13 protein-coding genes are annotated in these 12,529 nt (G+C 69.2%); 10 read left to right on the forward strand and 3 right to left on the reverse strand.

The genetic code is table 11. The annotated features are described in order from the left end of the window. Positions 1–23 precede the first annotated feature (23 nt). Complete coding sequence (locus AMYAL_RS0127405; protein ID WP_020634470.1) at positions 24–701, forward strand: GntR family transcriptional regulator; 678 nt, start codon at positions 24–26, stop codon at positions 699–701. 341 nt (positions 702–1,042) lie between these two features. On the opposite strand, the gene aroA is transcribed toward AMYAL_RS0127405, so the two are convergent. Beyond that, the gene (aroA, locus tag AMYAL_RS0127410; RefSeq protein WP_020634471.1) at positions 1,043–2,329 is read right to left on the reverse strand and encodes a 3-phosphoshikimate 1-carboxyvinyltransferase; all 1,287 of its coding nucleotides are present in this window, start codon (positions 2,327–2,329) and stop codon (positions 1,043–1,045) included. A gap of 88 nt (positions 2,330–2,417) precedes the next feature. Between aroA and AMYAL_RS0127415 the strand changes: the two genes are divergently transcribed. Both AMYAL_RS0127415 and AMYAL_RS0127420 read left to right on the forward strand, forming a co-directional pair. Next, positions 2,418–4,118 carry a CTP synthase gene (locus AMYAL_RS0127415; protein WP_084702160.1) on the forward strand — a complete coding sequence of 567 codons (1,701 nt, stop codon included), beginning with the start codon at positions 2,418–2,420 and terminating at the stop codon, positions 4,116–4,118. Continuing rightward, positions 4,115–4,741: an NUDIX domain-containing protein gene (locus tag AMYAL_RS0127420; RefSeq protein ID WP_020634473.1), complete on the forward strand. Its 627-nt coding sequence runs from the start codon at positions 4,115–4,117 to the stop codon at positions 4,739–4,741. The genes AMYAL_RS0127415 and AMYAL_RS0127420 overlap by 4 nt, the downstream gene beginning before the upstream one ends. Positions 4,742–4,890: 149 nt before the next feature. On the opposite strand, the gene AMYAL_RS0127425 is transcribed toward AMYAL_RS0127420, so the two are convergent. Next, complete coding sequence (locus tag AMYAL_RS0127425) at positions 4,891–5,379, reverse strand: DUF1707 domain-containing protein (RefSeq protein ID WP_020634474.1); 489 nt, start codon at positions 5,377–5,379, stop codon at positions 4,891–4,893. Positions 5,380–5,497: 118 nt separating this feature from the next. On the opposite strand from AMYAL_RS0127425, the gene xerD reads away from it, so the two are divergent. Next, positions 5,498–6,400 carry a site-specific tyrosine recombinase XerD gene (xerD, locus tag AMYAL_RS0127430; RefSeq protein ID WP_020634475.1) on the forward strand — a complete coding sequence of 301 codons (903 nt, stop codon included), beginning with the start codon at positions 5,498–5,500 and terminating at the stop codon, positions 6,398–6,400. Positions 6,401–6,431: 31 nt separating this feature from the next. Here xerD and AMYAL_RS50415 read toward each other — a convergent pair whose 3' ends face one another. Beyond that, positions 6,432–6,569 carry a hypothetical protein gene (locus AMYAL_RS50415; protein ID WP_245193073.1) on the reverse strand — a complete coding sequence of 46 codons (138 nt, stop codon included), beginning with the start codon at positions 6,567–6,569 and terminating at the stop codon, positions 6,432–6,434. Between AMYAL_RS50415 and AMYAL_RS0127435 the strand changes: the two genes are divergently transcribed. From AMYAL_RS0127435 to AMYAL_RS0127460, 6 genes are all read left to right on the forward strand, one after another. Then, a complete protein-coding gene (locus tag AMYAL_RS0127435) occupies positions 6,562–7,509 on the forward strand; it encodes a ParA family protein (RefSeq protein ID WP_245193075.1) in 948 nt (315 codons plus the stop codon). The two genes, AMYAL_RS50415 and AMYAL_RS0127435, sit on opposite strands and share 8 nt — an antisense overlap. Further along, positions 7,506–7,925, forward strand: a complete 420-nt coding sequence (locus tag AMYAL_RS0127440; protein ID WP_020634477.1) for a hypothetical protein — start codon at positions 7,506–7,508, stop codon at positions 7,923–7,925. Before AMYAL_RS0127435 ends, AMYAL_RS0127440 begins: the two co-directional genes overlap by 4 nt. Then, positions 7,925–8,860, forward strand: coding sequence for a segregation and condensation protein A (locus tag AMYAL_RS0127445; RefSeq protein WP_020634478.1), 936 nt, complete (start codon positions 7,925–7,927; stop codon positions 8,858–8,860). The genes AMYAL_RS0127440 and AMYAL_RS0127445 overlap by 1 nt, the downstream gene beginning before the upstream one ends. Beyond that, positions 8,857–9,534 (forward strand): SMC-Scp complex subunit ScpB, encoded by a 678-nt coding sequence (gene scpB / locus AMYAL_RS0127450; RefSeq protein WP_020634479.1) that lies wholly within the window; start codon positions 8,857–8,859, stop codon positions 9,532–9,534. The genes AMYAL_RS0127445 and scpB overlap by 4 nt, the downstream gene beginning before the upstream one ends. Beyond that, positions 9,524–10,276 carry a pseudouridine synthase gene (locus AMYAL_RS0127455; protein WP_020634480.1) on the forward strand — a complete coding sequence of 251 codons (753 nt, stop codon included), beginning with the start codon at positions 9,524–9,526 and terminating at the stop codon, positions 10,274–10,276. The genes scpB and AMYAL_RS0127455 overlap by 11 nt, the downstream gene beginning before the upstream one ends. A 93-nt stretch (positions 10,277–10,369) precedes the next feature. Further along, complete coding sequence (locus AMYAL_RS0127460) at positions 10,370–12,238, forward strand: Xaa-Pro dipeptidyl-peptidase (protein ID WP_020634481.1); 1,869 nt, start codon at positions 10,370–10,372, stop codon at positions 12,236–12,238. Positions 12,239–12,529: the final 291 nt, after the last annotated feature.

The raw sequence follows: 12,529 nt of genomic DNA on the forward strand, positions 1-12,529 counted from the left end.
GCAGTGTTGAGAGAGGGGGTCGGGTGGCCGAGGAAGGACCGCGGCAGCCGCTGGCCGCGACCCGGCAGCGGGTCCGCGACGAGCTGCGCGAACGGATCCTCGACGGACGGTTGAAGCCGGGGGACCGGCTGGTCGAACGGGAACTCGCCGAAGACCTCGGTGTCTCGCGGGTCCCGGTGCGCGAGGCCATCCGCAGCCTGGAGGCCGAAGGGTTCCTCGCCGTCCAGTCACCCCGGCGCATCGTCGTGCGCCACCTGGCCAAGGCCGACGTCGAGGAGCTGTTCGACGTCCGGGAGGCGCTCGAAGGGCTCGCCGCCGGACTGGCCGCCGAACGGGCGGGTAAACCGGAACTCCGTGTGCTCGAACGTCTGCTCGCCGAGGCCGCGCGTGCCACCGACAGTGGCGACCCGGCCCGCATCACCTTGCTCAACACCCGCTTTCACGACGAGATCGTCGCGCTGGCGGGGAACGGGCTGCTGCACGAGATCCTCCGCCCGCTCGAGGGCAGGCTGCGCTGGCTCACCAGCCAGAACGAGCACTGGGGCGAACTGCTCGACGAGCACCGCCGCCTCTACGACGCGATCGCTTCGGGTGACGCGGATCGCGCGCGGGCCCACGCTGTCGAGCATGTGCGGGTGAACCGCGCGGTCACGCTGAAAACGTTGTTCCCGGAGGACGACGGAGAACGCTCCGCGGGCTGAACCGCCTGGCGCCCTCGCCGGTGGCTGTCCGTGGAGTGGCTATCGGCGCCGGGTGGTCGTGAGCGTAAGTGTCGTTCTCACGGACTCGTATTTACCTACCCACTGGTGCGACTGGCGGTCGAGCGGGGAAGATTCCGGCCGTTGAACGAGACCGGCGCGAGCCTGCGACCGTCGAGCCCGACATCCGCAGAACCGCCACCCACGCACAGGTCAGGCGTGGGCAGGTAAATGCTGCTCCGCCCTACGACACTTACCACTCACGACCACCCGGACCCGCACCTCAGTCCTCAAGACCTGCTGCGGACCCTCGCCCTGTGGCGCGGCTCGCCGTTCGCCGGTGGCTAGCCGAGCATCGAGGTCCAGGCTTCGGCGAATTCGGGGAAGGTCTTCCCGACCGTCCCCGGATTCTCCACTTCGAGCCCTTCGACGCGCAGCCCCAGGACGGCGGCCGCCATCACCAGCCGGTGATCGTCGTAGGTGTGGAACTTCCCGCCGTGCAGCGGCGCCGGCGTGATCCGCAGCCCGTCTTCGGTCTCGCGGACGTCGGCGCCGAGCGACGACAGTTCGGTGGCGAGCGCGGTCAGGCGGTCGGTCTCGTGACCGCGCAGATGTGCCACCCCGGAGATGATCGACGGTCCCTCGGCGAAGCAGAGCAGCGCCGCGATCACCGGCGTCAGCTCGCCGACGTCGTGCAGATCCAGTTCGACGCCGGGAATCGTGCCGCTGCCGGTGACCGTCAGGCCGCCCGCGTCGAGTTCGGCCGTCGCGCCGAGGACGGGCAGCAGGCTGCGGAGCCAGTCGCCAGGCTGGGTCGTCCGCTGCGGCCAGCCCGCGATCCGGACCGTGCCGCCGGTCGCGACCGCCGCGGCGACGAACGGTGCCGCCGTCGAGAGATCCGGCTCGACGATGTACTCGGGGCAGGAGAGCCTCGTCGGGGCGACGTGGAATTCGGCGCCCTCGCGGTCCACAGTGGCCCCGAAGCGGCGGAGCATCTCGGTGGTCATCGCGATATGCGGCTCGCTCGGCACCGCGCCGCCGACCAGGCGCACGGTGACGCCCTGCTGGAACGACGGGCCCGCGAGCAGCAGCGCGGACAGGAACTGGCTCGACGCGGAGGAGTCCAGATCGACCTTGCCGCCACGCAGGCCGCCTTCGCCGTAGACGGTGAACGGTGGCGCCTCGCGGCGGTCGTCGTCGATGCGGGCGCCGAGACCGCGCAGCGCCTTCAGCAGCGGCCCGATCGGACGACGGCGGATGGCCTCGTCGCCGTCGAACAGTGCCGGGCCGGTGCCCAGCGCGGCGAGCGCGGGGGTGAACCGGGCGACCGTGCCCGCGTTGCCGAGTTCCACCCGGACGGTCTCGTCGGGATGGACGCGGCCGGGACCGAGCGGGTGCACGAGGTAGCCGCCGATGCTGCCCTGCGAGTGCGCGCCGAGGGCGTAGATGGCGCCGAGCATCAGCCGCGCGTCACGGGAGTCGAGCGGGGTCCGCACCCGCGTCGGCGCGCTGGCGAGCGCGGCGAGGACATAGGCCCGGTTGGTGATCGACTTCGAACCGGGGACGCGGATGTCGGCGTCCAGCGGGCCTTCCGCGACCGGTGCGGTCCAGGTGTCGTGCGCGTCTGTCACGTCGCGAGGGTAGCGGTTTTCCACTCCATCGGACGCTTGCGGCGTGGCCGGTGAGCGCTTCGGCGGGCGTGCGATAAGGTGGAAGCCCGTGGGACTTCAGTCGCGGGCTACCAAGTATGTCTTTGTCACCGGAGGCGTTGCCTCCTCTCTGGGTAAGGGACTCACGGCTTCCAGCCTGGGTCAGCTCCTTACCGCACGTGGGCTCCGGGTCACGATGCAGAAGCTGGATCCGTACCTCAACGTCGATCCAGGCACCATGAACCCGTTCCAGCACGGTGAGGTGTTCGTCACCGACGACGGCGCCGAAACCGATCTGGACATCGGGCACTACGAGCGTTTTCTCGACCGGGCTCTCGACGGCAAGGCCAACGTCACCACCGGACAGGTGTACTCCGAGGTCATCGCCAAGGAGCGCCGCGGTGAGTACCTCGGCGACACCGTGCAGGTCATCCCGCACATCACCGACGAGATCAAGTCCAGGATCACCGCCGCGGCGGGCGCGGACGAGGACGGGAACAGCCCGGACGTCGTGATCACCGAGGTCGGCGGCACCGTCGGCGACATCGAGTCGCTGCCGTTCCTGGAGGCCTGCCGTCAGGTCCGCCACGACGTCGGCCGCGATCACTGCTTCTTCCTCCATGTCTCGCTGGTCCCGTACCTCGCCCCGTCGGGCGAGCTGAAGACCAAGCCGACCCAGCACTCGGTCGCCGCGCTGCGCAACATCGGCATCCAGCCCGACGCGCTCGTCTGCCGCGCCGACCGTGAGCTGCCGGAGGACCTCAAGCGCAAGATCGGCCTGATGTGCGACGTCGACACCGAGGCCGTCATCGCCTGCCCCGACGCGCCGTCGATCTACGACATCCCGAAGGTGCTGCACCGTGAGGCGCTCGACGCCTACGTGGTGCGCCGTCTCGGGCTGCCGTTCCGCGACGTCGACTGGACCGTGTGGGGCGACCTGCTCGACCGCGTGCACAACCCGTCGGAGACGGTGCGGGTCGCGCTCGTCGGCAAGTACATCGACCTGCCGGACGCGTACCTTTCGGTGACCGAGGCGCTGCGCGCGGGCGGCTTCGCCCATCGCGCCAAGGTGCAGATCTCCTGGGTCCCCTCGGACTCCTGCGAGACCCCGGCCGGCGCGGCCGCCGCGCTGTCCGATGTGGACGGTGTGCTGGTTCCGGGCGGGTTCGGCGTGCGCGGCATCGAGGGCAAGGTCGGCGCCATCGCCTACGCCCGCACCCACGGGCTGCCGCTGCTGGGACTGTGCCTCGGCCTGCAGTGCATGGTGATCGACGCGGCGCGGAACCTGGCGGGCATCAAGGACGCGAACTCGGCCGAGTTCGAGGACGGCCCGAACCCGGTCATCTCCACGATGGCCGACCAGCGCGACGTCGTCGCGGGCGAGCGCGACATGGGCGGAACGATGCGGCTCGGTGCCTACATCGCGAAGCTCAAGCCGGGCTCGCAGGTCGCGAAGGCGTACGGCAGCACCGAGGTCTCCGAGCGGCACCGTCACCGCTACGAGGTCAACAACGCCTACCGCAAGCGCCTTTCCGACGCCGGTCTGGTGTTCTCGGGCACCTCGCCCGACGACCACCTGGTCGAGTTCGTGGAGCTGCCAGCCGACAAGCACCCGTTCTTCGTCGGCACCCAGGCGCACCCGGAGCTCAAGAGCCGCCCGACCCGGCCGCATCCGCTCTTCAGCGCGTTCGTGAAGGCGGTCGTGGACCGCAAGGTCGCCGAGCGGCTGCCGGTCGAGCTGCCCGAGACGGCTCAGACGGGAGCCCGGTGACCGAGCCAGGCAAGCACGAGTTCACCGTCGCGTCCACAAGGGACGTCCACATCGGACGCGTCGTGGGCTTGCGGGTCGACGAGGTCGTGATGCCCGGCGGCGGCACCGCTCGCCGTGAGGTCGTCGAGCACCTCGGCGCCGTCGCCGTCCTGGCGCTCGACGAGGACGGTGCGGTGACGCTGATCCACCAGTACCGTCACCCGATCGGGCGGCGGCTGTGGGAACTGCCCGCCGGGCTGATCGACAAGGCGGGGGAGGACCCCGTCGGCGCGGCCAAACGCGAGCTGGTCGAAGAGGTCGGGCTCAGCGCCGGGCGCTGGGAGACCCTGGTCGACGTCGCGGCGTCGCCCGGCTTCACCGACGAGGTCGTCCGCGTCTACCTCGCCCGCGAACTGTCCGAAGTGGACAGGGAGGTTCTCGGCGAGGAGGAGGCCGACCTCGTCATGCGGAAGTTCCCGCTCGCCGAGGCGGTCCGGATGGCGCTGGCCGGTGAGCTGGTGAACGGGGCGACCGTCGGCGGTGTGCTCGCCGCGCACGCGGTGCTCACGGGAGCTGCTTCGACGCGGCCTTCGGACGCTCCTTGGGAGGACAGGCCGACGAAGTTCGCTTCGCGCGGCCTCTAGGACTCGTAAGTGGCAAGGATCGTTCTAACCAGCCTTGCCATTCACGACCCCTGCACCGACGCTGTCCGGCGGTGTGTGGCGTTGTGAAAGCCACTTTCGCAACCTTCAGCGTTGTGAAAGTGGCTTTCACAACGTCTGCGGGGGAGGCCCTAGTCGTGCAGACGGCGGCCTTGCGCGTCGGTGCCGCCGTTCGCCAGCAGCACGATCCCGTCGACGATCGGCCAGACCACCCCGATGCCGCAGGTGAACACCACGACCGCCAGCTGGGCGAGCGCGATCCCGACATGGCCGGTGTAGAAGCGCCCGATCCCGAACGGCAGCACGATCTGCAGCACCCCGGCGGCGACCTTCGACTTCGGCGAGTACGGCACGAGCACGGCCTGCTGCTGGTAGGCGGGGACGACCGGCGGCGGCTCGAACCGCGGCCGTCCCAGGTACGCCGGATGCGGCGCGGGCAGGTCTTGGAACAGCGGCCGGAGTTCGCCGATTGTCGCCGCCTCGTACGCGGCTAGGACCCGGCCCTCGTATTCGTCCGGCGTGATCCTCCCCTGGCTGTAGTGGTCGGCGAGCAGACGCGCCGCCTCTTCGCGCTCGGCGGTGCCGACGCGCATCTCCTCCGGGTCCGGTTGCTGGGACATGCTCACAAGGTAGCCCGTTTCACACCTGCGGCGTGGTACGCGCGGCGAACCCCCGATCGTGGCCCGGTGGTCCTAGAGTGTCCGTGTGTCACGGGCTGGCGGTGCCGGAGTCGCCCAGGTGGTCGCCGCGTACCTCGACCATCTGGTGGTCGAACGCGGAACCGCGCGGAACACCCTCGACAGCTATTCCCGTGACCTGCGGCGGTACACCGCGTATCTCGGCGGCGCCGACGTCGAGCGCTTCACCGATGTCACCCCGGCGCACGTCACCTCGTTCGGCGCCGCGTTGCGTGAGGGCGACGACGACCATCAGCCGCTGGCCGCGTCCTCGGCGGCCCGTGCGCTGGTCGCGGTGCGCGGGCTGCACAAGTTCGCGCACGCCGACGGCATCACCGAGAACGACCCGGCCCGCGAGGTCCGCCCGCCCGCGGCGGCCAAGCGGCTGCCCAAGGCGCTGCCGGTGGACGACGTGCTGAGACTGCTGGAAACCCCGCCGCCCGAGGGCGAACGGCCGCTGCGGGACCGGGCGCTGCTCGAACTGCTCTACTCCACCGGCGCTCGGATCTCCGAGGCCGTCGGGCTCGACGTCGACGACATCGACGACGCCGAACGGACCGTGCTGCTCGACGGCAAGGGTGGCAAGCAGCGCATCGTGCCGATCGGCCGTCCCGCGCTCGAAGCGGTGCACGCGTACCTCGTCCGCGCGCGGCCGGCGCTCGCCGCGGGCGGACGGGGGACACCGGCGATGTTCCTGAACGCCCGCGGCTCCAGGCTTTCCCGGCAGAGCGCGTGGCAGGTTCTCAAGGACACCGCGGAATCCGCGGGCATCACGGCAGGCGTCTCCCCGCATACGTTGCGCCACTCCTTCGCCACGCATCTGCTCGAAGGCGGCGCCGACGTCCGTGTCGTGCAGGAACTGCTCGGCCACGCTTCGGTGACCACCACCCAGGTGTACACGCTGGTCACGGTCACCACGCTCCGCGAGGTCTACGCGACAGCACATCCCCGCGCGCTCGGCTAATCGACCCTGTCGGTCCCGGCGAGCCTCTTTGTCACGACTCGCGAATCGCGCATAGGCTGCCGACGACCCTGCCGAGGAGGAGATTTCGCGCCATGTCGACACCGAACGAGCCGGCGAAGCCGTCCGCGTCCGCTGGTTCGGCCGCGGCGAGCCTCCACCAGGTGACCATCGCAACCCCCGCCGAACACGACGGCGACGAACCGTCGGAGGACACGATCTCTTCCCGTGGCCGCAAGGCCAAACGCGCCAAAGAAACGAAGCAGCAGGAACGCGAAAGGGAAGGCATCGGCCCGACCGGCCGCCCGCTGCGCGAGATCCCCGAACCGCGGCCGCTGGAGCGGCACGGTCCCGCACTGGTGATGGCCATGTGCAACCAGAAGGGCGGGGTCGGCAAGACCACCTCGACCATCAACCTCGGCGCGGCGCTGGCCGAATGCGGCCGCCGGGTGCTGCTGGTCGACTTCGATCCCCAGGGCGCGCTTTCGGTCGGCCTCGGCATTCAGCCGCACGAACTGGACCAGACGGTCTACAACGTCATCATGGAGCGCTCGGTCAGCATCACCGACGTCATCCGGAAGACCAGGGTGGACGGCGTCGACCTGCTGCCGAGCAACATCGACCTGTCCGCGGCCGAGGTCCAGTTGGTCGCAGAGGTAGGGCGCGAACACACTTTGTTACGGGTGCTTCGTCCGGTCATGAACGACTACGACTATGTTCTTGTCGACTGCCAGCCCTCGCTAGGCCTGCTGACGGTGAACGCACTGACCGCCGCGGACGGTGTGATCATCCCGCTGGAGTGCGAGTTCTTCAGTCTGCGAGGCGTAGCGCTCCTGATCGACACCATCGAGAAGGTGCAGGAACGCCTCAACCCCAAACTGGACATCACCGGGATTCTCGCCACCATGTACGACCCGAGAACCCTGCACTCGAAGGAGGTCATGGCGAGAGTGGTGGAGGCATTCGGCGACACCGTGTTCGACACGGTGATCAACCGCACCGTGCGGTTCCCCGAGACGACGGTCGCGGGCGAGCCGATCACGACGTGGGCTCCCAAATCGGCCGGCGCGGCGGCCTATCGCGCGCTGGCACGCGAGGTGATCGCTCGGTGAGCAGGCGAGCTTCCCTGCCCGGAGCGTCCGAACTTTTCAGGATCACCTCCAGCCCGGCCCTCGATCTCCCGCCCGCGCCCGCGCAGCCGGCCCCCTCGACGGGGAGCGGCAACGGGAACGGTTCCGGGGACGAGACAGCGCACAAAGACCAGCTGACCCGTGCCGCGCGCAGCGGTTCGGGGAGGACCAAGCACGACGCGAAGATCACCGTCTACGTCTCCGGCGACGAACTGCTGGCGATGGAGCAGGCCAGGCTGAACCTCCGGGCGAAGCACGGGCTCGTGCTCGACCGCGGCAGGCTGGTCCGCGAGGCGGTGGCCGTGCTGCTGGCCGACTTCGACGCGGCGGGCGAGGAGTCGGTACTCGTCCAGCGATTGCGGGCGGGCAGCGAGGACGGGAAAGAGACCGAGAGCTGATGGACGACCCGGCCGCGGCTGCTCCCAGCGGCCCGGAGCCGGTCGAGCGGACAGAAGCAGACGAGACCCCCGCCGTGCACGAGACCGTGCACGGCGGGATGGTCCCCGAAGGACTGGCCAGTGAAGAGCTGAGCACGTCCAAGTTCAAGGTGAACCTGGCGAACTTCCAGGGCCCCTTCGACCTGCTGCTCCAGCTGATCTCGCAGCACCAGCTCGACGTCACCGAAGTCGCGCTGCACCGGGTCACGGACGATTTCATCGCCTACACCCGCGCGCTCGGCACGGACTGGAACCTCGACGAGACGACCGAGTTCCTGGTCATCGCGGCGACCCTGCTCGACCTCAAGGCGGCACGGCTGCTGCCCGCCGCCGAGGTGGAGAGCGAAGACGACCTCGCCCTGCTCGAAGCACGGGACCTGCTGTTCGCGCGCGTACTGCAGTACCGGGCGTACAAGCAGGTCGCGGCGCTGTTCGGCGAGCTGGAGGCAGGCGCGCTGCGGCGCTACCCGCGTTCGGTCGCGCTCGAAGACCGGTTCATGGGGTTGCTGCCCGAGGTGATGCTCGGCGTCGACGTGGGGAAGTTCTCCGAGATCGCGGTCGCGGTCTTCAAGCCGAAGCCGCCGCCGACGGTGTCGATCGCGCACATCCACATGGGCCGGGTCTCGGTGCGCGAACACGCCGCGCTGCTGCGGCTCAAGCTCGCGGAACGGGGCGAAGCGACCTTCAGCGAGCTCGTCGAGGACTGCGAGCACACCGTCGAGATCGTGGCGCGGTTCCTCGCGCTGCTGGAGCTGTACCGGGAGTCTTCGGTCCAGTTCGAGCAGCTGGAGGCGCTCGCCGAACTGCATGTGCGCTGGACCGGCGGGTCCGTGGCGGAGGCGTCGGTGGCGGCCGAACACGACCGCGCCGCCGTCGAGGACGAGGAGTACGGGTGAGCCCCGAAGAGACCGAGAAGACCGAAGAGACCCCGGTGGAGCCCGAAGAGACTTCGGAGCCCGACGCGCCTGTCGCCGAGCCGCCCGCTGACGAAGGGCTTGTGGCGGCCGGTGACGGCGACTACCCCGACGTCACCTCCGACGAGGTGCTCGAAGCGGCACTCGAGGCGTTGCTGCTGGTCGTCGACTCGCCGATCAACGAGGAATCGCTCGCCGAGACCGTCGGTCAGCCCGAGTCGCGGGTGACCGTGGCGCTGCGCACGATGTCGCAGAAGTTCACGGACCGGTCCAGCGGAATCGACCTGCGCCGAGTCGGCGAAGGGTGGCGGTTCTACACTAGGGACGTCTATGCCCCGTTCGTGGAGAAGCTTCTGCTCGACGGCCAGCGTTCCAAGCTGACGCGAGCCGCACTGGAGAGCCTCGCCGTGATCGCCTATCGGCAGCCGGTGACCAGGGCCAGGGTCGCCGCCGTCCGAGGGGTGAACGTGGACGGGGTGATCAGGACGCTGCTGGCACGCGGCCTGATCGAGGAGATGGGGACCGACCCCGAAACCACTGGCACGCTGTACGTGACGACCGAGCTGTTCCTGGAGCGACTGGGCCTCTCGTCCTTGGCCGACCTTCCGCCCATCGCTCCGTTGCTACCCGAAGTGGACACCATCGATGACATCTGACCCGCATCCCGACGGCATTCGGCTGCAGAAGGTCCTTTCGCAGGCAGGCGTCGCCTCGCGGCGCGCGGCCGAGGACCTGATCGTGCGTGGTCGCGTGAGCGTGGACGGCAAGGTGGTCACCGAACTCGGCCGCCGGGTCGATCCGGACAACTCCGTGATCCACGTCGACGGCACCCGCGTCCAGGTCCGCGAGGACCTCGTCTACCTCGTGCTGAACAAGCCCAAGGGCGTGCACAGCACGATGAGTGACGACCGCGGCCGCCCGTGCGTCGGCGACTACCTGCGCGGCCGGTGGGAGGAGACTCCCGGAATCGTGCACGTCGGCAGGCTCGACGAGAACACCGAAGGTCTCCTGCTGATGACCAACGACGGCGACCTCGGCCACCGGCTGATGCACCCCTCGTTCCAGGTGCTGAAGACCTACTTCGCCGAGGTCGAGGGCATCGTTCCGCGGGGCCTCGGCAAGGAACTGCGCGCCGGGTTCGAGCTGCCGGACGGCATCATCAAGGTCGACCAGTTCCGGGTCAAGGACATGCTGGCCGGGCGGACCCAGATCGAACTGGTCATCCACGAGGGCCGCAAGCACATCGTGCGGCGGCTGATGGCGGCCACCGGGCATCCGGTGCGCAAACTGGTCCGGACCGCGCTCGCCGACGTCCAGCTCGGCAACCAGCGGTCGGGCTCGGTCCGGCGGCTGAACCGGGGAGAGGTCGGCTCGCTCTACCGCGCCGTCGATCTCTAAGACTTTCCGCTCTACTGCACCGGTGTTCATCGCGTTTAGCTCTTCTTGACGGGCTTTCAGCCGACGGGGAAGGGCTCAACCGTGAAAACAGTCGTGCTGGCAGGGATTTTGGCGGTCGCCGCGGCCGTGGTCGCGGCGCCGCAGTCCGCGGCGAAACCGCGGGGCAGCGAACCGGTCTACGACTTCGCCCAGGCCGTCCGCGAGACGGCCTGGGTCGACATCGGCCTCGACGGGGATGGCGACGGCCGCTCCGACCGGGTCGCCGCCGACATCATCCGCCCGAAGGAACCGGCGGCGCAGGGCACGAAGGTCCCGGTCATCATGGACGCGAGCCCGTACTACTCGTGCTGCGGGCGGGGCAACGAGAGCGAGCTCAAGACCTACGACCCGTCGGGCAGGCCGGTCGGGTTCCCGCTCTACTACGACAACTTCTTCGTGCCCCGCGGCTACGCCGTGGTACTGGTGGATCTGGCCGGTACCAACAAGTCCCGCGGTTGCACCGACATCGGCGGGCCCTCGGACATCAACTCGGCGCGCAAGGTCGTCGACTGGCTCAACGGCCGGGCGAACGGCTACACGACCGCGACCGGTTCGGCCAGGACGAACGCGTCCTGGTCGACGGGCGCGGTCGGCATGATCGGGAAGTCCTACGACGGCACGGTGGCCAACGGTGTCGCCGCGACCGGCGTCGACGGGCTCAAGACCATCGTGCCGATCGGCGCCATCAGCTCCTGGTACGACTACTACCGCTCCGACGGCGCGAGCCTGCGCCAGGGCAGCCCGGCGGGGCTGGCACAGACCGTGTCCCAGCGCAACGGCGGGCAGAACTGCGGCGCGGCGAACCAGAAGCTCACCGCGGGCGCGACCTCGAACGGCGACTACAACGCGTTCTGGCTCGACAGGGACTACGTACAGAGCGCCTCGAAGGTGAAGGCCAGTGTGCTCGCTTCGCACGGCCTGGGTGACCTGAACGTCAAGACGATCAACTTCGGGCAGTGGTGGGAAGCGCTCAACGTCGAGCGCAAGGTGTGGCTGACGCAGGCCGGCCACGTCGATCCGTTCGACTACCGGCGGTCCGCTTGGGTCGACACCCTGCACAAGTGGTTCGACCACTACCTGCTCGGCGTCGACAACGGCATCGAGAAGACCCCCGGCGCGAGCGTGGAACGCGAGCCCGACGTCTGGGTGGACCAGGCCGCGTGGCCCGCGGGGAACGCCGTCACCCTGCGTCCCGCGTCCGGCAGCACTCCGGGTGTCGGCACGCTCGGGACGACCGCGGGAACGGGGACGGCGTCGTTCACGGACTCCTCGGGTCAGACGTCGAACAGCTGGGCCGCGAGGCCAACGGAGACCGCGAGCGGACGCGTGCTGTTCAGCACCGGCGCGCTCGCGAAGGACCTCCAGGTGTCCGGGACGGCGAAGGTGACCGTGACCGCGACGCCGTCGACCTCCACGGCGCGGCTTTCGGCGATCCTGGTGGACTACGGCCCGGCGACCATCCGGAACTACACCGGGCCCAAGGAAGGCATCAAGAACGAGCTGACGCAGTCGTGCTGGGGTTCGAGCGCGACGGGCAACGACGCCTGCTACCTGAACACGAGCACTGACGCGGTCTCGGTGGGACTGAACGTCATCAGCCGCGGCTGGGCGGATCTGGCCAACTACCGTTCGCTGAGCCAGGAGTCGCCGCTGACGCCGGGGCAGCCGTACACCATGACGTTCCGGCTGGCGAGTACGGATCACGTTGTCCCGCAAGGACATCAGCTCGCGCTGATCATCGGCGGGACGGACGGCTCGTTCATCTCGGGGCCGTCGCAGTACCCGAAGATCACGGTGGACCTCGGCAAGACCTCGCTGGCGCTGCCGGTCGTGGGCTCGGGTCCGTCGGCCGTTCCGGCGGCGCTTCCGGTGGCTCCGGCGCAGATCGCTCCGGCGACCGTCTCAGGCCTGGAACGCGGCTAAGTCGTTCGCAGGTCCAGTCCGTGAAGGCCCCCTTCCTGTACCTAGGCGCAAGGAAGGGGGCCTTCATGTACTTCAGGTGAGTGGGGGGCGCCGGGACGGGAGACGTGACTCGCGTGCTTGGAGGCGGAACTCACGTGCTTGAAGGCGGAACTCGCGTGATCAGACGGCGATCTCGGGTGTGCGGTGTCTGATCACGCGAGTTCCGTCTCCAATCACGCGAGATCCGCCTCTGATCACGCGAGATCCGCTCGACACGCCACCTTTGACTTTCGGCCCAGTAGAACCCGAATC

The organism is Amycolatopsis alba DSM 44262 (genome assembly GCF_000384215.1).
GTDB lineage: Bacteria > Actinomycetota > Actinomycetes > Mycobacteriales > Pseudonocardiaceae > Amycolatopsis > Amycolatopsis alba.